The 22222-nt window shown below is 37.5% G+C and carries 22 protein-coding genes, 1 other RNA gene and 2 pseudogenes; 12 read left to right on the top strand and 13 right to left on the bottom strand.

Features of this window, described 5'->3' with window-relative positions:
• Positions 1–9: 9 nt before the first annotated feature.
• Both trpD and CVPH_RS08175 read right to left on the bottom strand, forming a co-directional pair.
• Positions 10–1029: an anthranilate phosphoribosyltransferase gene (gene trpD, locus CVPH_RS08180; protein ID WP_201341254.1), complete on the bottom strand. Its 1020-nt coding sequence runs from the start codon at positions 1027–1029 to the stop codon at positions 10–12.
• A gap of 4 nt (positions 1030–1033) precedes the next feature.
• Entirely contained in the window at positions 1034–2251 is a 1218-nt protein-coding gene (locus tag CVPH_RS08175; RefSeq protein ID WP_201341253.1) for an aminopeptidase P N-terminal domain-containing protein, read from the bottom strand.
• Between the two features lie 257 nt (positions 2252–2508).
• Here CVPH_RS08175 and CVPH_RS10310 point away from each other — a divergent pair, with 257 nt between their 5' ends.
• Positions 2509–2748, top strand: coding sequence for an RsmE family RNA methyltransferase (locus CVPH_RS10310; protein ID WP_225879687.1), 240 nt, complete (start codon positions 2509–2511; stop codon positions 2746–2748).
• 28 nt (positions 2749–2776) lie between these two features.
• Positions 2777–3022: pseudogene (locus CVPH_RS11055) on the top strand (RsmE family RNA methyltransferase).
• Positions 3023–3025: 3 nt separating this feature from the next.
• Here CVPH_RS11055 and CVPH_RS08165 read toward each other — a convergent pair.
• On the bottom strand, positions 3026–4066 hold the full coding sequence (locus CVPH_RS08165; RefSeq protein WP_201341252.1) for a hypothetical protein: 1041 nt from the start codon (positions 4064–4066) through the stop codon (positions 3026–3028).
• Between the two features lie 373 nt (positions 4067–4439).
• Entirely contained in the window at positions 4440–5267 is an 828-nt protein-coding gene (gene proC / locus CVPH_RS08160; protein WP_201341251.1) for a pyrroline-5-carboxylate reductase, read from the bottom strand.
• 71 nt (positions 5268–5338) lie between these two features.
• On the opposite strand from proC, the gene CVPH_RS08155 reads away from it, so the two are divergent.
• Both CVPH_RS08155 and bioA read left to right on the top strand, forming a co-directional pair.
• Positions 5339–6007, top strand: coding sequence for a phosphoglycolate phosphatase (locus CVPH_RS08155; protein ID WP_201341250.1), 669 nt, complete (start codon positions 5339–5341; stop codon positions 6005–6007).
• A gap of 24 nt (positions 6008–6031) precedes the next feature.
• Positions 6032–7270: an adenosylmethionine--8-amino-7-oxononanoate transaminase gene (gene bioA / locus CVPH_RS08150; protein WP_201341249.1), complete on the top strand. Its 1239-nt coding sequence runs from the start codon at positions 6032–6034 to the stop codon at positions 7268–7270.
• A 49-nt stretch (positions 7271–7319) separates the two neighbouring features.
• On the opposite strand, the pseudogene CVPH_RS08145 reads toward bioA, so the two are convergent.
• A pseudogene (locus CVPH_RS08145) lies at positions 7320–7743 on the bottom strand (DUF2846 domain-containing protein); the annotation flags it as partial.
• A gap of 526 nt (positions 7744–8269) precedes the next feature.
• Here CVPH_RS08145 and CVPH_RS08140 point away from each other — a divergent pair.
• Positions 8270–8551 carry a hypothetical protein gene (locus CVPH_RS08140; protein WP_201341248.1) on the top strand — a complete coding sequence of 94 codons (282 nt, stop codon included), beginning with the start codon at positions 8270–8272 and terminating at the stop codon, positions 8549–8551.
• 18 nt (positions 8552–8569) lie between these two features.
• Here the strand turns inward: CVPH_RS08140 and priA are convergent, their stop codons facing one another.
• Positions 8570–10534 carry a replication restart helicase PriA gene (gene priA, locus CVPH_RS08135; protein WP_201341247.1) on the bottom strand — a complete coding sequence of 655 codons (1965 nt, stop codon included), beginning with the start codon at positions 10532–10534 and terminating at the stop codon, positions 8570–8572.
• Between the two features lie 64 nt (positions 10535–10598).
• Here priA and ybeY point away from each other — a divergent pair, with 64 nt between their 5' ends.
• Positions 10599–11036, top strand: coding sequence for an rRNA maturation RNase YbeY (gene ybeY / locus CVPH_RS08130; RefSeq protein WP_201341246.1), 438 nt, complete (start codon positions 10599–10601; stop codon positions 11034–11036).
• Positions 11037–11085: 49 nt separating this feature from the next.
• On the opposite strand, the gene tilS is transcribed toward ybeY, so the two are convergent.
• Together tilS and CVPH_RS08120 are read right to left on the bottom strand one after the other, a co-directional pair.
• On the bottom strand, positions 11086–12258 hold the full coding sequence (tilS, locus tag CVPH_RS08125; RefSeq protein WP_201341245.1) for a tRNA lysidine(34) synthetase TilS: 1173 nt from the start codon (positions 12256–12258) through the stop codon (positions 11086–11088).
• Positions 12239–13189, bottom strand: coding sequence for an acetyl-CoA carboxylase carboxyltransferase subunit alpha (locus tag CVPH_RS08120; protein ID WP_201341244.1), 951 nt, complete (start codon positions 13187–13189; stop codon positions 12239–12241). Before CVPH_RS08120 ends, tilS begins: the two co-directional genes overlap by 20 nt.
• A gap of 280 nt (positions 13190–13469) precedes the next feature.
• Here CVPH_RS08120 and ccoS point away from each other — a divergent pair, with 280 nt between their 5' ends.
• The 6 genes from ccoS (at position 13470) to CVPH_RS08090 (ending at position 17786) form a co-directional block, all read left to right on the top strand.
• On the top strand, positions 13470–13667 hold the full coding sequence (gene ccoS, locus CVPH_RS08115; protein WP_201341243.1) for a cbb3-type cytochrome oxidase assembly protein CcoS: 198 nt from the start codon (positions 13470–13472) through the stop codon (positions 13665–13667).
• 46 nt (positions 13668–13713) lie between these two features.
• A complete protein-coding gene (locus CVPH_RS08110) occupies positions 13714–14391 on the top strand; it encodes a TIGR00153 family protein (protein WP_201341242.1) in 678 nt (225 codons plus the stop codon).
• A gap of 10 nt (positions 14392–14401) precedes the next feature.
• Positions 14402–15682, top strand: a complete 1281-nt coding sequence (locus CVPH_RS08105; protein WP_201341241.1) for an inorganic phosphate transporter — start codon at positions 14402–14404, stop codon at positions 15680–15682.
• A 3-nt stretch (positions 15683–15685) separates the two neighbouring features.
• Positions 15686–15916 (top strand): BolA family protein, encoded by a 231-nt coding sequence (locus CVPH_RS08100; protein WP_201341240.1) that lies wholly within the window; start codon positions 15686–15688, stop codon positions 15914–15916.
• A 344-nt stretch (positions 15917–16260) separates the two neighbouring features.
• Positions 16261–17544 carry a DEAD/DEAH box helicase gene (locus CVPH_RS08095; protein WP_201341239.1) on the top strand — a complete coding sequence of 428 codons (1284 nt, stop codon included), beginning with the start codon at positions 16261–16263 and terminating at the stop codon, positions 17542–17544.
• Positions 17541–17786, top strand: a complete 246-nt coding sequence (locus CVPH_RS08090) for a hypothetical protein (protein WP_201341238.1) — start codon at positions 17541–17543, stop codon at positions 17784–17786. Before CVPH_RS08095 ends, CVPH_RS08090 begins: the two co-directional genes overlap by 4 nt.
• 37 nt (positions 17787–17823) lie before the next feature.
• Here the strand turns inward: CVPH_RS08090 and ssrA are convergent.
• The 5 genes from ssrA to lptE form a co-directional block, all read right to left on the bottom strand.
• Positions 17824–18170, bottom strand: a transfer-messenger RNA (tmRNA) gene (ssrA, locus tag CVPH_RS08085).
• 21 nt (positions 18171–18191) lie between these two features.
• Positions 18192–19376, bottom strand: coding sequence for a tyrosine--tRNA ligase (gene tyrS, locus CVPH_RS08080; protein WP_201341237.1), 1185 nt, complete (start codon positions 19374–19376; stop codon positions 18192–18194).
• Between the two features lie 6 nt (positions 19377–19382).
• Positions 19383–20642 (bottom strand): glutamate-5-semialdehyde dehydrogenase, encoded by a 1260-nt coding sequence (locus CVPH_RS08075; protein WP_201341236.1) that lies wholly within the window; start codon positions 20640–20642, stop codon positions 19383–19385.
• Complete coding sequence (gene holA / locus CVPH_RS08070) at positions 20630–21649, bottom strand: DNA polymerase III subunit delta (protein WP_201341235.1); 1020 nt, start codon at positions 21647–21649, stop codon at positions 20630–20632. The genes CVPH_RS08075 and holA overlap by 13 nt, the downstream gene beginning before the upstream one ends.
• A complete protein-coding gene (lptE, locus tag CVPH_RS08065) occupies positions 21639–22091 on the bottom strand; it encodes an LPS assembly lipoprotein LptE (protein WP_201341234.1) in 453 nt (150 codons plus the stop codon). Before lptE ends, holA begins: the two co-directional genes overlap by 11 nt.
• Positions 22092–22222: the final 131 nt, after the last annotated feature.

Below are 22222 nucleotides of genomic sequence, written 5' to 3'. Positions count from 1 at the left end.
AACCCTATATTAACAACCTGTTGATTCACGGACAAAATCATCCAACTTTTGATGGGCTGCACCGCTGTTTAAAATGTTAAGTGCTTTATTAACACCCTTTTGTAATGAATTTGAAAGCCCGCACACATAAATAGCCGCACCTGAATTAAGTGCAATAATATTTTTAGCCACACCATCTTTACCATCAAGTGCTTGTTGAATCAGTGCTAATGAGTCATCTGCATTGTTGGCTTTAATATCATTTAAGTCACCCAGTGGCAAACCAAAATCAGCAGGGTTGATGGTGTAAGCGCTAACTTGACCATCTTTCAATTCGGCCACAAACGTGTCATCAGCAATTGAAATTTCATCTAAACCATCTTTAGAATGCACAACCATGATATGTTTAGCACCTAAATTTTTTAAAACATGAGCAATGGGTTCAACTAAAGATTGAGCGTAGACACCCATGACCTGATTAGGTGCTTTGGCAGGGTTGGTTAATGGACCTAGGACATTAAAAATAGTTCTAATGGCAAGGTCTTTGCGCGGTCCAATGGCGTGTTTCATGGCAGCATGATGAAAAGGCGCAAACATAAACCCGACGCCAATTTTTTCAATACATTTGCTAATTTTTTCAACACTCATATCAAGATTAACACCTGCTGCCTTTAAGACATCAGCACTGCCTGATTTTGAAGAAACACTACTATTACTATGTTTAGCAACTGACCCGCCAGCAGTAGCTACAACAAAGGCACACGCAGTGGAGATGTTAAACAGCCCCAGTCCATCACCACCTGTGCCACAAGTGTCTACTAAGTGTTTGGTGTTTTTAATGGCGACACCTCTGACCAAAGAGCGCATTATTTTGGCAGCGGCGGTAATTTCATCAATACTTTCACCCTTTATCGCAAGGCCAACCAAAAAACCACCAATTTGCGCATCAGTGGTTTTGCCTGTCATAATGTCATTCATCACGGCGTGCATTTCATTTTCACTAAGGCCTTGTTTTTTAATAATTTGTTTAATGGCTTGTTGTATGTTCATAGTGTTATTGGCTCATAAGTGACTCAATGTCGTTGATTTCTTTAGCGAGGGATTTGGTTAGTACTGTATTTCCTGATGTAGTTACTAACACATCGTCTTCAATTCTGATGCCAATATTGTGATAAATTGGATTAATTTTATCATCCTTACGAATATAAATGCCGGGTTCGACAGTGGTTATCATGCCAGCTGCAAATTTTCTGTGATGAGCGTCTTTTTTGTACTGACCCACGTCATGTACATCAAGACCAAGCCAGTGCCCTGTGCCATGCATATAAAACTGTGATAAGTCACCACCAGTCTTCAATATACCAAGGTTAATTAAACCTTGTTCGATTGTATTGGTGGCAACTTTGTGGGGCTCATTAATTTTTACACCGGGTTTGATGGCATTGATGGCATTGATTTGAGCATCAAGCACAATTTGATAAATTTGTTTCTGTGCACGGGAAAATTGACTGCTAACTGGAAAAGTTCGGGTGATGTCTGAGGCGTAGCAATCTACTTCAGCGCCAGCGTCAATTAAAACCAAGTCACCTTTATTGAGTTTTTTATTATTTTCTATGTAGTGTAGTACACAAGCATTTTCGCCCCCTGCAACAATAGGTGTGTAGGCATGTTGGGCATTATTTTTGGTAAAGTGTCCATCAAAAATACTTTGCACTTCAAATTCAAACATATTGGGCTGGATTGCTTGCATTGCTAATTGGTGCGCTTTGATTGAAATATTAGCAGCTTTTTGCATGGCGCTTATCTCAAGTTTGTCTTTAATAAGGCGCATCTCATGCAAAGTTGGGGCAAGTGATTTCAATTGATGGTTTGATAAAAGGCGTGCAATGTTGTTGTCTAATTGGCAAGTTTTAGCATCAAAATAAATTTGATTATTAAGGATTATTTGGAGTAATTTTTCTTTTAATAAATCTATAGAAAAAGCATGATTTGATTTTAAGACATGGGGTGCATCATCAACTCCTAAACGTTTTCCATCCCAAATTTCACGTGTTTTGTCTTTAGGGCGTAAAAATATTGTGTAGTTGTCTTTAGAAAAAACTGCCAGAGCCTCAGGTTCTTGGAAGCCAGTTAGATAGTAAAAATCACTATGTGCGCGGAAAGGATAATTAACATCACCAGAGCGATTTTGCTCAGGATTGGTACTAATAATAACAATTGCATTGCCGTCAAGCTGGTTTAGCAGTGCGTGTCGTCTTTTTTGATGTATCATTTTTTATCAAATATGGCTTAATTGTATGAACATTTCTATTCACTATTTATTACGCACAAAGATACCATGAAACACGTACGATTGTAGCAAAATCCCCCTTGAAAATTAATGAGAAATTAATGCTTGATGAATATGTATCACGCCATTTAGAAAAATTATTACGTTTTCCATAAGGTTAAGAGATTACTTTATTTAATGGTGATGGCAAGAACTATTTAGCCACACTTGTGCAAGTAAAAAAATATTGAGAGGTTGAAGTGCACACTTGCACTCAAAATACGTCTGAGTCTAGATTGGACATTACTTTGGTTCAAGGTATTGCCAAAGGTGAAAAGATGGATTTTTTAATGCAGAAATCGGTTGAATTGGGGGTGAATAAAATCATGCCTATTTTTAGTGAGCGCTGCGTGGTTCGACTCAAAGGCGAAAAATTACAAAAGCGTATGGCGTATTGGCAAAAAAATCATCATCATTGTTGCTTGCGAACAATCAGGTAGATCTATCGTGCCAAGTTTAGCACCAGCAATGAATTTTGAGGATTTTATTAACACTGAGTTTGGCGATGGGGGTTTGTGCTCCAGCATCGTGCTAAGCACTCATTATTAGAAATGAACAAGGTTAAATCAAGTAACTATTATTATCGGACCAGAAGGTGGATTGAGTAACCAAGAAATTGCAAATGCAAATGTGTAAGGCGCTCAAAGTTTGCTATTAGGCTCAAGAGTATTAAGAACTGAAACTGCCTCATTAGCAGCCATTGCCAATATGTAGTTGTTATGGGGTGGTTAATATGTTTAAGGCTTTTTGAATAGGCTCTAATACGTTGATAAGTTTTTTACGAATGGCAGAGCCTGTTAAATTGTGCGCTGAAATGGTGCTGACGACTAAGCGTTCACTCACGCCTGCTAATAACATTCTAGCAAAGAGTTTTTCTTTTTCATCTTTAATATCACGAGTGATGACATTGGCTTGATTAATAATATCGTCAATAGATTCTTTACAAGTCATTAAGGGGTGAGATAGATATCGTCCAAGCACGTCCAATGTGCGATACAAAATAGTTTCTTGGTTGATTTTTTTTAAGATGTGAATTAAAGTTGCTAGTAGTAATTGCGCCTGTTCGCTAGAAACGATTTGCAGATCTTGATGTTTGAAATCAAGCGGAATTATGTCAATTTTCCTGGGTAGATTGTTTTTCATGCGCTCAATAAAACCAACTAAAATTGCTGTTTTCCTTTGGCCTTGTTTCCATAATTTAGCCTTTTCTTCTTTGTTAATCAAATCTTTTTGTAATATCAAATTGGTAGTATCAATTAATTGTTCTACATCCTGTGTAAATGGCAAAAACTCTAGTAAATAGTGGGCAATATCTTTGCCAACTTCGGTATTAATACATAAGCCTTTGGTAAGTAAGAAACGCCCAATTTCGGCTTGATTGTCAGTATTGGTGGCGCACCACCAAGCTAGTTTTAGTAAATCTTTATCAAGGTTGGTTGCATTTGACACCGCTACAACTGCTTCAACTTCACCCAGTTTGAGTAATGATGCAAGGTTTGATGATGCCACTTGCCCCATTCTTGACCAGCGTTTTAAATATGACGGGTAGCCACCCGTTGCACCTAGTATTTGGTTAATCAGAAGTTTTTTGACTGCCTTAATATAGGCGTCGCTATCACCCACTGGGTTTAAATTAATCACTTGTTCTTTGAATTGTGCATTGAGTCCAACCACGACCAATTTGTAAGTATCAATACGAATTGCAATTGAGGTGGCAATAAGAACATTTAGTTTAAGGGTATCTTCAGCGCTTAACATTTAAAAGTCTATTGAGTTGTGATAATGAGTGATTGGTAACAGAGTCTTTAAAAATAACTAGAGACTGTTTACCGATGTTGATTATCACTAAAAATCTAGATTGATATGCACAGTAAGTTTGAGGTTATTTATGAGTCTGATGGTGGTTATTTATTGTTTTAATTGAGCCTTTGGTAAGGTTAATTTCTTTAATGGCATTGTTTGTTAGTAATAAAATCTGCCTACTCAAATAATACCAATGCGCAATAAGCTAATAACAAGACTAGTATATAAATTAAATGCGTACTGCCAAACAGTAAACAAAGTTAATAGATGTAACAGCGTTGATAAAATAAAATAACTTTTTGAGGGTTTAAGTTTGATGTTTAATGATTCACTCATCACGACCCAGTTCTATACCTATCTCATTTGCTCTATCAAAAGCAGCACGCATTGCATGGGCAATAATCACTTCAAAATCCTGATCTTGGAAAGACTCAATTGCTGCTTGAGTTGTGCCATTTTTTGAGGTGACTTTATTGCGAAGTTGTTGGGGCGAATCCTTAGAGCTGCTTGCCATCATACTTGCGCCCAATGCAGTTTGAATGCTTAATTTTTGTGCCACTACCTCATCCAGCCCTAATGCCGCACCAGCTTTAGTCATCGATTCAAGCATTAAGAAAAAATACGCAGGGCCACTGCCAGAAACTGCCGTGATTGCATCCAGCAAACCTTCATCGTCTACCCATAAGCATTTGCCCACAGAGTTGAGTATGTTCTCTGCTAAGGATTTTTGCTTGCTTGATACTTGCTTATTAGCAAATAAACCTGTGATACCTTGGTTGAGTAAGGCAGGTGTGTTGGGCATTGTGCGTACAATGGCTTGGCTATCACCTAGCCAGCGCTCAATATCACGTGATCTAACGCCTGCAGCAATGGATATAATGAGCGTGTTGGTTGTAAGTTTGTCTTTTAAGTCTTTACAAATACTAGATAATGCCTGTGGTTTAACAGCAAGAACAATAACGTTACACTGTGTTGCGAGTTTGGTATTATCCGTAAAAACCTCAAGGTTAAATTCAACCTTTCGAAGGGATAATAACGCCTCATTGGTGTCACTAATTTTGATTTGATTGTGCTTAGTACCATTGTTAATAAGCCCAGAAATGATAGCATGTGCCATGTTGCCAGCGCCGATAAAACCGATGAGTGAGTTTTGCATAATGAATGTTTGAAGAACATAATAATGTATATTCTACCAAAATAGTGTTGTTAAAAAATACAAGGATGACAATGAAAAATTTTAACCCAAAATTAATTATGATTGATGTAGATGGAACCTTGGTTGATAGTGTTCCAGATTTGGCTTATTGTGTTGATGAATTGATGAAAGCGATGAATAGAGCGCCATGGGGCGAGGCCAAGGTGCGTCATTGGGTTGGTAATGGCGTACCAAAACTAGTAGAAAGGTCACTGACTGGCGAGCTTGAAGCCAGCGTTAATAAACAAGATTTTGACAAAGCCTATCCAATTTTTTTAGAACTATATAGCGTTAATACTTCTGTGCGTTCATGTTTATATAGTGGTGTAAAAGAGGGTTTGGATTATCTAAAACAACAAGGTTATATACTAGGTTGCGTAACCAATAAGGCTGAACAATTCACCTTGCCAATTTTGAAAGATTTGGGTATTTTTGATTATTTTGGGTTGGTGGTTTCTGGTGATACCTTGGTAAAGAAAAAGCCAGACCCGTTGCCACTATTACACAGTGCTGAATTTTTTAACATCAATCCACAAGATTGCTTAATGCTTGGTGATTCAATCAGTGATGTAGTCGCCTCACGTGCTGCTGGATTTGAAGTTATTTGTATGTCGTATGGGTACAATCACGGCGAGGATATTCAAAATGCCAATCCAGACTTGGTGATTGATTCAATGGCTGAACTTAAAGATTGTTTATAGCCAGTATCAGTAAAATGTATTCATATGAATACATTTGATAACCAACATATTTGGCACCCATATGCCAAAATTCCTAACGAGGTTCCCACCTATTTAGTTGAATCGGCTAAGGGTGTTTATTTAACTTTAGAAGGCGGCAAGCGTGTTATTGATGGCATGAGTTCATGGTGGTCAGCCATTCATGGTTATAACCACCCAGTACTTAATAAAGCAATTGAAACCCAGTTAGGGAAAATGTCCCATGTCATGTTTGGCGGGTTAACCCATCAGCCTGCAATTGACCTTACTAAAACGTTATTGAAAATCACGCCTGATCATTTAACCAAGGTATTTTTTACCGATTCTGGCTCAGTATCAGTAGAAGTTGCACTCAAAATGGTACTCCAATATTGGCATAATAAGCACCAAGCCAATAAGCAAAAATTTATCACCATTCGGGGTGGTTATCATGGCGATACGTTTGGTGCCATGAGCGTGTGCGATCCAGACAATGGCATGCACCATTTATTTTCAGGTGTATTGCCACAACACTTTTTTGTTAAAAGCCCGTCTATCGTATCCATGAATGAGGCATTATCAGATTTAGAAGTTGTATTAAAGCAAAATGCCAATTCAATTGCAGCCATGATTTTAGAACCTGTTATACAAAATGCAGGTGGTATGAGAATATATAGCCCACAATATCTACTTAAAGCCAAAGCGCTTTGTGAGCAATATCATGTTTTATTCATCTTAGATGAGATTGCCACTGGTTTTGGTCGTACTGGACGATTATTTGCACTTGAATATGCTAATGTTAAGCCTGATATCTTATGCCTAGGCAAGGCATTAACAGGTGGCTATATGACCTTAGCAGTCACACTAACCACTGATGATGTCTCAAATGCAGTAGGTACGCTCATGCATGGTCCTACCTTTATGGCAAATCCTTTGGCTTGTGCTGTAGCCAAAGCCAGTATTGAATTATTGCTTAATTGCCCTTGGCAAAACAATATTGCCAATATCGAGAAAATATTGAGTGCAGAATTACTACCTCTTCAAAAGCACACACAAGTCAAAGATGTGCGAGTTTTGGGCGCTATTGGCATAATAGAACTCACACATGAAGTTGACACACAAACAATTCAAAAATATTTAATCGAACTGGGTGTTTGGTTAAGACCGTATGGAAAATTACTCTATACCATGCCACCATTTATAGTTACTGATGGCGAACTTTTAACAATTACTAATGCTATTAAAACTATAGCAAGTAGACTATAACGCTTGAATTTAGTTAGTGCAATAGACTGCTAAATGAAATTACTTGTTACTATTTGCTACAGTTGCCCTTTTCAGCCAGTTCTAATTTAGAAACAGCCCTCATGCCTTTATTAGCATTGATAAGTTCAAGCCTAGCACCGTCAACGAAAAAACCAAATTTTATATATTGCCGTATAAAATAATTCTGCCCTGTTTTTGTTGTTATAACCAAATCATTCGGCGAAAATTCCGATATCTGTAGATATAGCATGTTTTTTATTACCATCAACTTCTTCATAGAAGAATATATCTGGAGCTGACTCTCCAATACACTTACCATCAACCCAAATGTCTTTTTTTAGAGCGGCGCCAACAAAAGAGTCTCTATAAATATATAATCCAGAATCCCCTTTTGATGGTTGGTTAAACTGTTTAGCTTTATTAGATTCTTTTACAGTTTTTAGAGGAGCTGTTGCACAACCTCCTAAAAATAAATAGCGTTGTTATTTTGGACATTTTTACTCCTTTTAGGTTTGGATTAAAATTCATAATGATGTTGTAAAAAAGTTCTATTTTATACAAAAAACATCACTTAATGCTCAACAGCTAGTGATTTGGAGTGGGTAATGTGGGAGCTAGAAAAAAAGCACTCAAGTACAGGCTTTATTAATTTTTTTAATAATTAATATTTGTATTTTTTCTTATTTTTTTTTTGGAATAATTAAAGATGTTGTGAGCGCAAACAATCAAAAGTAATAATATTGCTTACCATTCTGCCTTATTTCCTTAGTTTATTCTGAGTTTTTGTCTCATTTTTCAAATCTTTGCACATTTCTTATTTTTATCTTTAACAAATCTGCTATTTCAGCTTGTGTATAGCCCTCTATCTTCCTTACTAATTTTAATTTTTCGTTAAATTTCATAAAACACTTGACGCGACCATATAGCCGTATCTTTGCTGGTATGGCTATTTAGCCTGTTTAAAACCAAATTAAACCAAAAATATACTATAATTTTAGCATGTTAGTAGATGGATTTACCCAAGAATATATAGAGACGGTTGTCAGATGCTATGTTAATATATTTATTACTATGGCAGTATCTCCAGTAACTGAAATTTCATTTGAAAAATATGCTGATATGACTGGTATTCCTCACAAACGTGTTAAAGATTGGTGCTTACAAGGTGTCTTAACTTGTAGGCGATTGGACGACAATGGTAAAGAAATATCAGATTGGTCTAAAACCCCAAAATTAGGTCATTGGTATATTGATATTGCAAAATGCATAGGCGAATGTTAGGTGATAATAAGTCACCTATTATTCAACTGGGTCAATATCTAAATACCAGCGTACTTTGTTTTTGAGTTTAAGTGTGCTGATATGTTGATTGAAAGTGGATAGCATTTGGTGGAGTGTTGCTCGGTTGTTGGATTGTAGGTACAAGTTGAAGTAGTAGTAGTCTGATTTTTTTTCAATGGTGTTAGCCACTGGTCCCCAAATTTCTACTGAATCCATTTGTATGCTTTTTAATAAAACGGCTGCTTCACGCAAGAAATCCTCAGCATTTTGTTTGTTTTTTGCATTGGCACATAATAACGCTTGGTGTGAAAAAGGCGGCATCATTGCGCTTAGGCGTTGTTTGAGGAGTTGGCTGGCAAATTGCGTGTAGCGGGATGATAAAACAAAGTTAAAGATTGGATGGTCTGGATAGCGGGTTTGGATAACGACTTCGCCTTTTTCTTTATGTCTGCCAGCACGGCCTGATACTTGAATGAGTAATTGAGCTAAATACTCAGTTGCCCGAAAGTTAAGGGATAAAAATCCAGCATCAATATCCAAAATACCAACCATTGCAAGGTTGGAAAAATCATGCCCTTTAGCTAACATTTGCGTGCCAATAATAATACAAGGTTCGCCAGCGTTAATTTGCTCTAAGTGTTGTGCAAAAGCTTTTTTACGTCGTGTGGTGTCACGATCAATGCGGATAATGGGGGTATCTACAAAATGTGAAGATAGTGTTTCTTCTAATCTTTCTGTGCCATAACCTAATACTTCAAGGCTTTGCTCAGAACAGTTTGGGCAAGTGTGTTCTGGCATTTTCTCATCACCACAATGATGGCATTTAAGACGATTGATATGGCGGTGATAAACCATGGTCGAATCGCAATGGTCGCATTGCGCTTTCCAGCCGCATTGTGTGCAATAATAAACAGGCGCATAACCTCGACGGTTAATAAACAACATGACTTGTTTACCGGCGGATAAATATTGTTTGGTTTTTTCAACCAGCATTTTAGACAATGCGCCATCAGTGTTGCTGCGCATGTCAATCAAACTGACCTTTGGTAAGGTGGCACTACCTGCGCGTTTGGTGAGTGTGATGCGTGCGATTTTTTGATCCATCACATTTTTTAACAATTCTAATGAAGGTGTTGCTGTGCCTAAAACTAGTGGGATATTGGCCTGTTTAGCGCGGATAAAGCTTAGATCTTTAGCAGAATATCGAAAATTCGATTGTTGTTTAAACGAATTGTCATGCTCTTCGTCAATAATAATTAAGCCTAAGTTTGGCATCGGTGCAAAAATGGCGCTTCGTGTGCCGAGTACCACACCAGCCTCACCGTTTTTAGCCATAAGATAAGCATCTAGTTTTTGAGTTTCGTTGAGTTGTGAATGAATTGCCACTACACGTGTTTTTAGGCGTGATTCAAAATGCGTAATCATTTGTGGCGTTAGCCCAATTTCTGGCACCAATACTAGTACTTGTTTTTTTTGGTTAAGCATTGCTTGGGTGATATGTAAATACACCTCAGTTTTGCCACTACCAGTCACGCCGTGGAGTAAAAAAGCGTGATATTGATGGGTCGATTTTAAGATTTGCGCGATGGCAATGTTTTGTTCATCTGTGGGCTTAAAGTCTGGTTCCTGTGTTTTATTTGGCAAGCCTATGACTTTTTTAATGTTTGCTTCTTTACCTAAACGCAGACTCTTAGGCAGTGCAGCTGAAATCACCTCACCAATTGGATGATGGTAATAATTGGCTGACCAAAATAAGAAATCCAAGGTTGGTTTGTCTAAAATTGGTGTTTTGTCTAACACTTCTTCAACGGATTTAAGTTTATCAAAATCACTTTTATCCTTAATAGCTAGTACAATACCGATTACTTTTTTACGCACAAAAGGCACTTTAACGCGCGCGCCCACAAGCACCTCATCATCACATAGATAGTCAAAAGTTTTATTTAGTGGTACGGGTATAGCAACTTCAACGATTGATGACAAGATAATAGACTTTTGATAAAATAAGCTATTTTATCAACAAATATCATTAAGCCCGAGATTAAGTATGGTGGTTATTCAAAATAGTATTCATGATTTATCTATTAATGAGCATGATTTAAGCTGCACTTTGCAGACAGTAATTAAAGAGCTGGGTAAGGGTGAAAGCGAGTTGTTGATTCGATTGGTTAATGAAGCAGAAATTCAAAATCTTAATAAAATTTATCGTCATCAGGACAAGCCCACTAATGTATTGTCATTCCTAAGTGATTTGCCGATTGAAATTGATGAGGCGATTTTAGGCGATGTGGTAATTTGCACGCAGGTTGTTTTAAAAGAGTCTATTGAACAGCATAAATCTTTTAATGACCACTTAACTCATATGGCAATTCACAGTACGTTGCATTTATTAGGCTATGACCATATTGATACTAAAGATGCGCAGCAAATGGAAAGCCTAGAGGTGCAAATTTTAGCAAAAATTGGAATTAACAATCCTTACTAAGCTAGCAAGAAACATCACTATTCACTTGGAATAAGCAAGATTTATTTCTCTAAGCATTAGATACTTTACCGATACGCTCAATAGCGCATAATTTATTATCAATGTAATACATTTTTAACTGACTCCTTTCCCAAGGCGGAATACTAGCCTCTTGTAAGACTTTTTTTAGTGATTGAGTGTGCGTTTTTCCTAGTAATTTAATGCGCTGACCTTCTTGTCGATAACGAATTGAAAATTTTTTAAAATTCTTAAATTCTTCATAAAATGGACAAGATTCGTTTTTTCTTAGTAGGGCTTTATTGATGAAATATAATTCATTTTGGTAACGTCTAATCTCATATTTATCCCAACACACCAAAGGGTTGGCATCTTCTTTTGTGTGTAGTAGTTCAATAATTTGGTGCATTATTTTATCGCTAGGTGTTAAAAAGTTAAGCAAATTTAGATGATGACGAAGAATATTTTTAATTCTGTGGGTTTCAAGTTTGATAAGTTTGCTTGTATCGATGCGATTGGTATTATTGATAATGTGATGTGTCTTAATATCTATATCAGCTAATTCACATATAAGTTTTAAGGCTTCTGATTGGTGTTTTGCGCTTCTGGCAAGTGTTCTGGTTAAATTTTTATACACGTCAGATAATTTAGGTAGAATTTCTAAGCGCAAAAAATTACGCCTAAAATCGGTATTTTTGTTGCTATCGTCTTCTAACCAGTTTAATTTGTTATTATTAGCATAATCAATAATTTGAGACTTGTTAATTGTTAAAAAAGGACGATAGTGAACACCTTTGCCTAAAGGTTTTTCTTTAGGCATGGCGGCTAATCCTTTGACGCCACTACCACGGAACAGTTGTAGAAGTAGGGTTTCTGCTTGGTCGTTCTGATGGTGCGCCGTGCAAAGCACCTCATTTTTTTTTAATGAGTTAGATAGCGAATGATAGCGTTTTTTGCGTGCATTTTCTTCGATATTAGATGTATTATCAAAAAATAAATCAATACTTAAATAGGTAATATTAAGGCTTAAGCATAGTTTTTCGCAAAACTTATCCCATTCGTTACAATATTGAGACAAATGATGGTTGTAATGAATGATGCTTATTTTATTGGGATAGTGCGTGTTTAAATAATGCAACAGTACGATAGAATCAATACCACCACTAAGACCAAGGATAATTTGCTTACCCTTAAGAAATAAATCTTTAGTCTTTAAATCTTCCAAAACTTAAGAGTTTTTCTTGTCTGTTTTGTAACAACTGCTCTATTGGCAGTTGTTTAATCTTATTGAGTTGTTGTGTTAACACCTCTTTTAGTAGCACTTTTGCTTGCGAAGGGTCGCGGTGGATGCCGCCTAATGGCTCATCAATAATGATGTCAATCAATCCTTCTTCTTTAAGATGGGTTGAGGTTAACTTTAAGGATTCAGCTGCAAGGTTAGCCTTGGTGGCATCTTTATATAAAATGGAAGCGCAGCCTTCTGGGGAAATCACGGAGTAAATACTGTATTTAAACATCATGATTGTATCTGCCACACCAATTGCTAGCGCACCACCAGAACCGCCTTCACCAATAATTACCGAGATAATGGGTGTTGCAAGGGTTGACATTTCAAATAGGTTTTTAGCAATGGCCCCACTTTGACCTCGCTCTTCAGCACCAATACCAGGGTAGGCACCAGGCGTGTCAATAAAAGTAACAACGGGCATTGAGAATTTTTCAGCCAGTTTCATTAAACGCAAGGCTTTGCGATAGCCCTCAGGCCTAGGCATGCCAAAATTGTATTTGAGTTTTTCTTGAGTGGTTCGTCCTTTTTGCTGACCAATAAACATTACTGGCTGGGCATCTAATGTTGCAATGCCGCCAATAATAGCATGGTCATCACCATAGGCACGATCGCCGTGTAATTCAGTAAACTCATCAAATACATGAGCAATATAATCAAGTGTATAAAGACGTTTAGGGTGGCGTGCTAGTTGGGATATTTGCCAATCACTTAAAGAGGAGAATATTTTTTTGGTTAAAGCACTGCTCTTGACTTTAAGCGCCTTCATTTCATTAACAATGTCTGCTTTGTCCTTAATATTGTCAAGCGCTTGTATTTTTTCCTCTAGCTCGGCAATGGGTTGTTCAAAATCAAGATAATCTAAGTTCATACTCTGGTTTAAAATTCGTTCATATATCAATGTTTAGAATTATAGCAGAAACACTGGTATTTTTAGCTTTTGTCACTTTTGTCACTTTTGTCACTTTTGTATTTGTTATTTGAATGTATTTGAGTTAGTTTTGTAAAATTTATATAGACATTTTGTGCAATTTAAATGAGTAAGATTTGATACATTTTTGTTAATTATGAGAAAATTAATGCAAAATTCTTACTAATGGTTAAAAAAATAAAAGACATTAATGTTGTTTTTTAGTAAAAAAGGAAGAAAAATGGATGTAATTTATTGGCTAATTCCCAGTATGATTTTTGTTGGCGTTGTTCTTGTTATTCTTTTAATGATAAGCATTAAAAATGGTCAATTTGACGATTTAGAAGGAGAGGGGTGGCGCATTTTATTTGACGAAGAGCAGACAAACTTAGAACTTAAAAAAAATATGAAAAATAAGGTTAACAACTCATCTTTTTGATAGAAAATTTGCATTTAAAGATATTAAAAAAAATAAGGTAAATAAAATGGCTAAAAATATAATTGACGGCCTATTTGGTAAATCACCCATTAGTCCATTACAAAAACATATGACACAAGTGCACTCATGCATTTCAGAGCTCAACGGTTTTATGGTCGCCATCCATGCTCAAGATTGGGTGCAAGCTGAAGAAATTAGAAGCGATATCGGTACCAAAGAAGGCGAGGCAGACATTCTTAAAAAGAAGTTGCGTTTGAGTTTGCCTTCAACATTTATGATGCCTTTTTCACGTAGAGACTTGCTTGATTTATTGCTGGTTCAAGACTCTATTGCCAACATTACTAAGGATGTTTCGGGTTTGATGATTAATCGTAAGATGGCTTTGCCAGATGAGATTTTTGATGATGTTATAGAACTGACTAAGGTTTGTATCAAAACATCATCCATGGCGCTTAAAGCCGTTAATGAGTTGGATGAGTTGCTAGAAACTGCATTTGGTAGTCGTGAGCGTAAAGTTGTTGGTTCTATTATTAAGGATGTGAATGAGCTTGAAAGTAAATCTGACAAAATTCAGCATGAAATTCGTGCTAAATTATTTCCACTAGAGTCTAGTTTACCACCTGTTGATGTTATGTTTTATTATCGTGCTGTGGAATGGTTGGGTGAGCTTGCAGATGCTGCGCAAAAAGTTGGTTCAAGACTAGAAGTACTACTAGCAAGATAAGGAGACTGTCATGGATATTATTGCAAATTATGCTGATATTTTTATTATGTTGGCGATTGGATTTGGGTTATTTATGGCTTGGGGTATTGGTGCTAACGATGTTGCTAATGCCATGGGAACTTCGGTGGGTTCTGGCGCTATTACCTTTAGGCAAGCAGTTGTTATTGCAATTATTTTTGAATTTGCAGGTGCAATTCTTGCGGGTGGAGAGGTGACCGCCACTATTCGTAAAGGCATTTTAGATACAACATTATTCACCGATAGCCCGCACTTATTAGTATATGGCATGCTTGCTTCGCTTTTAGCGGCAGGCACATGGTTGTTGATTGCCTCATCTTTAGGCTGGCCAGTTTCTACGACACATTCAATTGTTGGTGCTATTGTTGGTTTTGGTGCAGTAGGCGTAGGCGTTGATGCAGTTGCTTGGGATAAAGTGATTAAAATTGTGATGAGTTGGGTGGCATCCCCAGTGCTTGCCGGTACGCTCGCTGTTATTATCTTTAAAAGTTTACAATCCTTGGTGATTGACACCAAAGACCCACTAGCCAATGCTAAAAAATACTTACCATTTTATGTATTTTTTGTTGGTTTTATCATTGCATTGGTCACGCTATTTAAAGGCCTCAAACATGTCGAGGCTTTAAAATATATCTCTAAAGATGCCTCCTTAAGTGTGATGATTGCAGTTGCAGTTGGTATCTTGGCAGCTGTGATTGCTGCGTTTATTATGAGGCGTATCAAGATAGACCCTAAGGACGACAAAGATTTCCATTACGCCAATATGGAAAAGCTTTTTGCTGTGCTTATGGTAATTACCGCATCTGCCATGGCATTTGCACATGGCTCTAACGATGTTGCTAATGCCATTGGCCCGCTGGCTGCGGTCTATAGTATTGTGGAAGTTGGTGGCGATATTGCTTCAAAAAGTGCCGTACCTTCGTGGGTTTTGCTGGTTGGTGGTGGTGGTATTGTATTTGGTTTGGTGACTTATGGATTTAAAGTGATGAAAACCATTGGTAAAGGCATTACAGAACTTACCCCTTCTCGTGGCTTTGCCGCTGAATTGGCTGCTGCAACAACGGTAGTTTTGGCTTCATCAACAGGCATTCCTGTGTCAACCACGCAGGTTTTGGTAGGGGCAGTATTGGGTGTTGGTATTGCTAGAGGTGTGGCAGCACTTAACATGCGGGTTATTAATACAATTTTCTTATCTTGGTTAATTACTTTACCCGCAGGTGCAATCATGTCTATTTTATTTTTCTTTGCACTTAAAGGCACGTTTGGAGTATAGGTGATGATATTAGAAGAAATTCAAGCAAAAATTCAAGCAGGAATAGAAAATTCAACAGTTACTATGGAGGGTGATGGTTGTAGTTGTTCAACAAAAGTAGTGTCGCCAATTTTTGAGGGTATGTCACTATTGGCTAGGCAAAAAATGGTACTTGCTGTTATGAATGAAGAAATTACCAATGGTACACTTCATGCACTCAGTATCAAAACACGTACGCCAGAAGAAGACACCTAAAAACTTTTAAAGCTTATTCATTTTCATGGGTCACTTGTAAATGTACTTGTTGATCAAAGTCTATATTAATTGGATGACAACAAACTGAACAATCTTCTATGTGGTGAAGCTTTGATTAGGTGCCGAACAATCAATGTTCAGTTCAATTAACTCGCCACAATAAGGGTATTGGACGCTTTGTTGTTGGCATTTATTCATCGATATTTCGCTCTTTAAGATCCTTTATAAGGGGGCTGACAATATACAGCACCTCAGATGGACTTTTAACAGTCTGATATTTATTTATATATCCATTATAGGATGCTAATGTAAAATGCCTGTCTTTATTTAAAATATTCTCTAATATGGGTTTTTCAAAATTAGGCTTGTCTGATTTAATTCTTAAAGCCATCGAGCAGCAAGGATACAGCGAGCCATCACCAATACAAGTTCAAGCTATTCCAGCTATTTTAAAAGGCAAAGATGTTATGGCCGCCGCTCAAACCGGCACGGGAAAAACAGCAGGATTCACTCTACCTATTCTTGAAATATTATCAAAAGGTAGCCCCACAAAATCCAATCAGGTTCGTACACTAATTCTAACCCCCACGCGTGAATTAGCCGCACAAGTCAGCGATAGTGTAACGACTTATGGCAAGCATTTACCGCTTAAATCAAGTGTGGTGTTTGGTGGTGTAAAGATTAATCCACAAATGCGAAAGTTGCGTGGTGGCGTTGATATCTTAGTCGCCACGCCAGGGCGGTTGTTGGATTTATATTCTCAAAATACAGTGAAATTTGACACGCTAGAAATCGTTGTATTTGATGAAGCAGATAGAATGCTAGACATGGGGTTTATTTATGATATTAAGCGAATTCTAAAGATTCTACCACCAAAAAAACAAACACTCATGTTTTCAGCCACTTTTTCTAATGACATTCGAACACTGGCAAAGAGTCTGGTTAATAATCCTGTGGAAATATCAGTTACCCCGAGAAATTCCACCGTTAAAGCGGTAAAGCAGTGGATTCATCCTGTTGATAAATCCAAAAAACAAGCACTACTCACACACCTTATTCAAGAACATAGCTGGTACCAGGTGCTGGTATTTAGTCGTACTAAGCACGGTGCAAATCGCATTGCCACTCAATTAGAAAAGAAAAAAATTAGTGCAACTGCTATTCATAGCAACAAAAGCCAAGGCGCTCGCACAAGAGCTTTGGCAGATTTTAAAAATGCCAAGGTGAATGTGTTAGTGGCAACTGATATTGCAGCAAGGGGTATTGATATTGATCAATTGCCACATGTCGTTAACTTTGACCTGCCACATGTACCAGAAGATTATGTGCATCGTATTGGTCGTACGGGTCGTGCTGGTTCAAAAGGCGAGGCGATTTCATTAGTTAGTGCTGATGAAGCTAAGCAATTATTTGATATTGAACACCTCATTCAAAATAAATTAGATCGCGTAATGGTAGAAGGATTTGTACCAGAACACAATTTGCCAAAATCGGGCAAAAAAACCTTACCGCCAAAAACTAAAAAACCAAAAAAAAATAAGAGTCGTAATAAGCCTAGATACAACAAAAATAGCTTTTCTCAAGAAAACAAATCAAACAATAAAAAATCTACAAGGAAAACAACATGAGAATTAAGTTAATCGCATTTATTGTCATACTACTTTTAACCCCAGCTCATGCTGGGTTGTGGGAAAAAATAACTACAATGGGCGTTAAAACAGTCACGCCAACCTCAGAATATTTAATTGAAACACCAGGCTGGAATGTTCGAGTATACGAATGGACACCTGCTGATAATCCCAATACGCGTTGCCTATTTGCAGCAGGCTCACAAAAGGGCGGTGTGGCTTGTTATTCGATTAACGATTAATTGACGTGTTTTAGAAATAGCCAATAATGGCTTAATTTGGTGGAGATGGCGGGAATTGAACCCGCGTCCGAAAACTTTCAAACAAGAAGTCTACATGCTTAGCTTGGTCTATTTTAGTTAGCCGCCTACCACCCGACCATCAGGGACGTAAGTAGCGATTTCCAACAAGTTTTAACCGAATTACGTGGAAAAAATAATTCTAGCGAGTCTGTAAGCGACCGTCATCCTAAAAGTACAGACACCCTCTAAGCAACGGCTAGCTATGCAGCTAGAGCGTAGTTGTTTTCGTTTGCAACTATCTTTTTAAAGCGTATTTTACGAGTTGTCTTTATCCTCGGCATGCGTTCTTGAGATCCAACTCCTCGTCGAAGCCATGTCATCCCCCAGGGTCATTATAACACTTTTTTATTGAATTGTCACTCTTACGAATTTGTGTTTGCCTACTTGATAAACGTTTGTGCCAGTTTCTGGCTCAAGGTTTTTGTCTATGATTTTTTCGCCATTGATTTTAGCGCCACCTTGTTTAATCATTTGGTAGGCGTTTGAGGTACTGGGACAAAGTCCAACATCTTTAAGTAAATTGGCAATTTTTATGCCAACTTTAAAGCTGAATTCACCCATTTCATCAGGCATTTTATTTTTACTAAAGCGATCAATAAAATTTTGCTGCGCTTGTTCGGCAGCACTAATATTATGAAAGCGGGTGATGATCTCATCAGCCAGGATAAATTTAATATCTCTTGGATTTTTACCTTGCGCCATTGCTTGTTTTAAATCAGCAATGGCCTCTAAACTTTGGAAACTTAACAACTCAAAATAACGCCACATTAATTCATCAGAAATTGACATAATTTTGCCAAACATCTTATCAGGCGCATCATCAATACCGATGTAGTTGTCTAAGGATTTTGACATTTTTTGCGCACCGTCCAAGCCTTCTAAAATCGGCATGGTGAGAATAACTTGTTGCTCTTGTCCTGCTTGTTTTTGTAGTTCCCTGCCCACTAATAAGTTAAATTTTTGATCCGTGCCACCGATTTCTACATCGCTTTTTAGTTCAACAGAATCATTGCCTTGAACCAAAGGGTATAAGAATTCGTGGGTAGAAATAGCTTGCCCTGATTTGTAGCGTTTGGAAAAATCATCGCGTTCTAACATTCTAGCAACCGTTTGTTTACTAGCGAGTTGGATAAATGCCATTGATGTCATTTTGTCCATCCACTGCGAGTTAAATACGACCGTGGTTTTGTCTTTATCCAAGATTTTGAATACTTGTTTGGTGTAGCTTTTGGCGTTTTCTTGAACTTGTTGTCGTGAGAGTGGAGGGCGAGTTTTATTCTTGCCTGTTGGGTCGCCAATCATGGCGGTGAAATCACCAATTAAAAACAATATTTCATGCCCCAAACCTTGTAATTGCTTGAGTTTATTGATTAAAACCGTGTGCCCTAAATGTAAATCAGGCGCGGTTGGATCAAAACCTGCTTTGATGCGTAGTGGTTTGTCTTTTTTAAGTTTTTCCTTGAGTTCATCAAGTGGCAATATCTCATCAGCGCCATGCACAAAAATAGCCAGTGCTTGTTCTATGTCCATGTTTTTTTATTGTCTGATGTGTCCGTCACCTAGGACGATAAATTTTTGTGAGGTTAATCCTTCCAAGCCAACAGGGCCACGCACGTGGAATTTGTCAGTACTGATACCGATTTCTGCACCCAAGCCATATTCAAAGCCATCGGCAAAGCCAGTGGAGGCATTAATCATGACTGAGGCAGAATCTACTTCGGTAATAAAACGGCGTGAACGAGTGTAGTTTTCACTCACGATTGATTCAGTGTGACCTGAACTATATTTATCAATATGTTTAATGGCATCACTCATTGAGTTAACAACCCGAATGGATAAAATTGCATCTAAATATTCTGTATTCCAGTCTTTTTCGGTGGCTGCAATGATTTTATTTGACAGCTTTATAGTCTCTTCACAACCGCGTAATTCCACTCCTTTTACTAAGTATTGCTCGATCAGTTCGGGTAATATTCTACCTACTACCGATCTGTGAACTAGCAAGGTTTCAGTGGCATTACACACACCATAACGGCGCGTTTTGGCATTAAAGGCAATGCTGATGGCTTTCTGTGTATCGGCATCTTTATCAATGTAAGTGTGGCAAATGCCATCTAAATGTTTGATAACAGGCACTTTGGCGCTGTTACTAATAGCTTCAACCAAGCCTTTACCGCCTCTAGGAATAATAGCATCAATATAATCACTTGCTTTAACCAGCTCAATCACAGCTTCACGATCTTGAGTGTCAATGAGTTGTGCGCAATTTTCATTAAGGCCTGCTTGTGTTATGCCTTGCTTGACACAGGCATAAAGCGCATGATTAGAATGTATGGCTTCTGACCCACCACGTAGAATAACACTATTGCCTGATTTTAAACAAAGTGCTGCAGCATCAATAGTAACATTAGGACGAGATTCATAAATAATCCCCAATACACCGAGTGGCACGCGCATCTTACCCACTTGAATACCACTTGGTTGGTATTTTAAGTCTGTAATTTCACCAATAGGGTCTGGCAGATTGCCAATTTGATTCAGACTTTCAATAATGCCATTAAGACGCTCATTATCAAGCATGAGCCTATCAAATAGCGTCACTTCCAGCCCTTTATTTTTGCCATTGGTAAGGTCTTGCTCGTTAGCTTTAAGTATGTTCGTCCTATTTTGGTCAATTTGATTGGCAATATTGATTAGTGCACTGTTTTTAGCTACTGTTGTGGCACTACGTAGTGTTTTTGCAGCGTTTTTTGCATTTTCACCCAGTGTAGTGATTAAATTTTTTATTGAGCCCATTGTGTTTTTCCAGCCAAACTTAGTAATAATGTGTGCAATTCATCAATGACATTAAGATTATCCATGCCTTTGATTGAGCGGTCAATACGACCTAGTGATAATAATAATTTTTGCAAACGCTGATAAGGATGGCGTTTTAGTGCATTAGTAATAACAGGTTTTCTTTTATTCAAAACTCGATGGTTTTGTAAGACTGTATTAATATCTTTCACCTGTTTAAGCTCAATTGACATTTCAATCACTGATTTAATTTCTCGGTACAAGGAGCTACTTAGTTGAATTGGCATAGCCATATCAGAGATTAAGGTTTGATAAATTTTATTAACCTGATTGCTATTGCCAAATAAAGCTGCATCAATTAAGCCATAAACAGTGTATTTAGATTGCTGATTGGCTTGTTCAAGATATTCTTGTGTGTTGATTTTGCCATTTGGATAGGCCATTTTTAGTTTTTGAATTTCTTGCATAGAGGCGGTCAGATTGCCTTCTGTGCAAAAAGCAATACTTTGTGCAATTTCTGTATTGGCCTCAAGCTCTAATTTTGCCATGTGATTTGCAATCCAGCCAACTAAATGATTGCTTTGCACTTCAAAATATTGGACAACACTGCCAAATTGTTCTAGTGTTTTAAACCATTTACTCTTTTGCTGTGCCATGTCCAGTTTGCCAGTGGAAACAATCAACAAAATATCATCAGGTAGAGTGCTGGCAATTTCAGCCAATGCTTTGGCGCCTTTAATGCTAATTTTTCCTGTTTTTAATCGGCATTTAATAATGCGTTTTGGTGAAAAAAGCGAGGCGGCTGAGATTTCTCCAAAGATTTGATTCCAATCAAAATTAGCATCAATCTCAAAGCTTACTTGTTCGTCAAACTCAGCTTGTTTTGCTGCTTTGTTTATTTGTGTTAGACTTTGCTCAATGAGTAAAATTTCGGCACCAAAAACAAAATAAATAGTATCAAGTTTATTGGCTAATTGGGTGTTGAGTTGCTGCGGTTTAATTTTCATTAAGTTTGGATAATTTTCTTAACAGCTGCCTGATTATTAAATGGCGCAATTGCTGGTAACCCTCTTCAATTTGAAGTCTGTCTGCTTGGGATGCGCCCATCTTATTCAGGTACGTATTAGCACTGAAAGTTTGGGACAGTAATAGTTTTTTGTGCTGATTAAAGACTTTAATAGGCACGCTTAGGCTTAGTGTGTAACTACTGGCTTCATTGCTTGAGGTGTATGAAGCCGTGCGTTGATTTTGATTTTCAGCACCCACTTGAACAACTAGAGTTTGAGGCATGTCTTGATTAAAACGCTTTTGTAATTCATCAGCAAAAGCATTATGACGGCTACTGGCAATAGAGGCATTCATGGCTGAGTTTTTATATGGCGCATGAAACCCGCAAGAATTAAGGAGTGTTATGATAATAGTAGCGGCTAATAAGTTGATTTTTGACACGATTCTAATAGTATCTATTAATTAAGATAAGAATTATGACAGAATTTGAATTCATTTGTAGATAAACCTTTAAAAAACGCCATCAGACCATATACAAGTACGCAATAGGGTATAATCATCCTCTTATTTTT

The organism is Abyssogena phaseoliformis symbiont OG214 (assembly GCF_016592595.1).
GTDB lineage: Bacteria > Pseudomonadota > Gammaproteobacteria > PS1 > Pseudothioglobaceae > Ruthia.
This window is presented reverse-complemented; position numbering and strand designations above follow the sequence as displayed.

What these genes read in the sequence shown, in the direction of transcription:
- trpD (WP_201341254.1), bottom strand. Translation starts at nt 1,029, where the DNA reads ATGAACATACAACAAGCCATTAAACAAATTATTAAAAAACAAGGCCTT.
- CVPH_RS08175 (WP_201341253.1), bottom strand. Translation starts at nt 2,251, where the DNA reads ATGATACATCAAAAAAGACGACACGCACTGCTAAACCAGCTTGACGGC.
- CVPH_RS08165 (WP_201341252.1), bottom strand. Translation starts at nt 4,066, where the DNA reads ATGTTAAGCGCTGAAGATACCCTTAAACTAAATGTTCTTATTGCCACC.
- proC (WP_201341251.1), bottom strand. Translation starts at nt 5,267, where the DNA reads ATGCAAAACTCACTCATCGGTTTTATCGGCGCTGGCAACATGGCACAT.
- CVPH_RS08155 (WP_201341250.1), top strand. Translation starts at nt 5,339, where the DNA reads ATGAAAAATTTTAACCCAAAATTAATTATGATTGATGTAGATGGAACC.
- bioA (WP_201341249.1), top strand. Translation starts at nt 6,032, where the DNA reads ATGAATACATTTGATAACCAACATATTTGGCACCCATATGCCAAAATT.
- CVPH_RS08140 (WP_201341248.1), top strand. Translation starts at nt 8,270, where the DNA reads ATGTTAGTAGATGGATTTACCCAAGAATATATAGAGACGGTTGTCAGA.
- ybeY (WP_201341246.1), top strand. Translation starts at nt 10,599, where the DNA reads ATGGTGGTTATTCAAAATAGTATTCATGATTTATCTATTAATGAGCAT.
- CVPH_RS08120 (WP_201341244.1), bottom strand. Translation starts at nt 13,189, where the DNA reads ATGAACTTAGATTATCTTGATTTTGAACAACCCATTGCCGAGCTAGAG.
- ccoS (WP_201341243.1), top strand. Translation starts at nt 13,470, where the DNA reads ATGGATGTAATTTATTGGCTAATTCCCAGTATGATTTTTGTTGGCGTT.
- CVPH_RS08110 (WP_201341242.1), top strand. Translation starts at nt 13,714, where the DNA reads ATGGCTAAAAATATAATTGACGGCCTATTTGGTAAATCACCCATTAGT.
- CVPH_RS08105 (WP_201341241.1), top strand. Translation starts at nt 14,402, where the DNA reads ATGGATATTATTGCAAATTATGCTGATATTTTTATTATGTTGGCGATT.
- CVPH_RS08100 (WP_201341240.1), top strand. Translation starts at nt 15,686, where the DNA reads ATGATATTAGAAGAAATTCAAGCAAAAATTCAAGCAGGAATAGAAAAT.
- CVPH_RS08095 (WP_201341239.1), top strand. Translation starts at nt 16,261, where the DNA reads ATGGGTTTTTCAAAATTAGGCTTGTCTGATTTAATTCTTAAAGCCATC.
- CVPH_RS08090 (WP_201341238.1), top strand. Translation starts at nt 17,541, where the DNA reads ATGAGAATTAAGTTAATCGCATTTATTGTCATACTACTTTTAACCCCA.
- tyrS (WP_201341237.1), bottom strand. Translation starts at nt 19,376, where the DNA reads ATGGACATAGAACAAGCACTGGCTATTTTTGTGCATGGCGCTGATGAG.
- CVPH_RS08075 (WP_201341236.1), bottom strand. Translation starts at nt 20,642, where the DNA reads ATGGGCTCAATAAAAAATTTAATCACTACACTGGGTGAAAATGCAAAA.
- holA (WP_201341235.1), bottom strand. Translation starts at nt 21,649, where the DNA reads ATGAAAATTAAACCGCAGCAACTCAACACCCAATTAGCCAATAAACTT.